Origin of the sequence: Cryobacterium sp. TMT2-17-1, assembly GCF_004402765.1 — a bacterium.
Lineage (GTDB): Bacteria > Actinomycetota > Actinomycetes > Actinomycetales > Microbacteriaceae > Cryobacterium > Cryobacterium sandaracinum.
Map to the genome: position 1 here is coordinate 1 of NZ_SOGC01000017.1, position 1,122 is coordinate 1,122.

A 1,122-nucleotide genomic window follows, 5' to 3' on the forward strand; every position below is an offset into this window, starting at 1 on the left:
TGTACTTCGCCGACGCCGGCCAGCACCTCGAGCAGCAGGTATTCGTGAACCATGTCGCGCCGAACAGTCGCAGCCGCGTCACCTACAAGGGTGCGTTGCAGGGTCAAGGTGCCCGCACCGTGTGGATCGGCGACGTCCTGATCGGGCGGGATGCGGCCGGGACCGACAGCTACGAACAAAACCGTAACCTCGTGCTCACCGAAGGCACCCGGGCGGACTCGATCCCGAACCTCGAGATCGAGACCGGCGACATCAAGGGGGCCGGGCACGCGAGCGCGACCGGCCGCTTCGACGACGAGCAGCTGTTCTACCTGCAGTCCCGCGGCATCAGCGAAGACGAGGCCCGGCGCCTCGTCGTACGCGGCTTCCTCAGCGAGATCGTGCAACAAATCGGCTCCCCCCTGCTCGAAGAACGCCTCCAGGCGGCCATCGAAGCAGAACTCACCNGAAGCAGAACTCACCGCAACAAAGGACAACTGACATGGCATCCACCAAGATCTGTGGCTTCGACGAACTCGGCGTCAACGAGGCAGTCAAAGTCGAAATCGATGGCGTCCCCATCGTTGTCGTCCGCGACGCCGCCGGAGACGTCTTCGCCATCGGCGACACCTGTACCCACGGCGACATCTCCCTGTCCGAAGGTTTCGTCGAGGGCGACACCGTCGAATGCTGGGCCCACGGCTCCAAGTTCTCCCTGAAGACCGGCAAGCCGCTCAACCTCCCGGCCTACGAGCCGGTCCCGGTCTACCAGGTCGACCTGGTCGACGGCGTGGTCTACATCGACCCAGCCGTCACCGTAGCCGTCTGACGCGGGCCCAGTCCCGCACCGGCCGATCGGCCACCCAACTTGTCGGCGTACGCGCCGGAGAACGAAAGAGAATTTCATGTCAGTTCTACAGATCATCGACCTGCACGTCAGCGTCTGGACCGACCAGGGCACCAAGCAGATCCTGCACGGGGTGAACCTGACCATCAACGAGGGTGAGATCCACGCCATCATGGGCCCGAACGGGTCCGGCAAGTCCACCCTCGCCTATACGATCGCCGGTCACCCGAAATACACCGTCGACAGTGGCTCGATCCTGCTCGACGGCGAAGAGGTCACCACGATGACCGTGGACC

At 63.9% G+C, this 1,122-nt stretch carries 2 protein-coding genes and 1 pseudogene; all 3 read left to right on the plus strand.

Annotation, left to right across the window (positions count from 1 at the left end; all coding sequences use genetic code 11):
* Positions 1 to 443, plus strand: a pseudogene (locus E3O47_RS04110) (SufD family Fe-S cluster assembly protein); the annotation flags it as partial.
* A 38-nt stretch (positions 444 to 481) separates the two neighbouring features.
* The gene (locus E3O47_RS04115; protein ID WP_134373658.1) at positions 482 to 808 is read left to right on the plus strand and encodes a non-heme iron oxygenase ferredoxin subunit; all 327 of its coding nucleotides are present in this window, start codon (positions 482 to 484) and stop codon (positions 806 to 808) included.
* Positions 809 to 884: 76 nt separating this feature from the next.
* Positions 885 to 1,122, plus strand: a 238-nt coding sequence (locus E3O47_RS04120) for an ATP-binding cassette domain-containing protein (RefSeq protein WP_134419585.1), incomplete at its 3' end; no start/stop codon positions are given.

What these genes read in the sequence shown, in the direction of transcription:
- E3O47_RS04115 (WP_134373658.1), top strand. Translation starts at nt 482, where the DNA reads ATGGCATCCACCAAGATCTGTGGCTTCGACGAACTCGGCGTCAACGAG.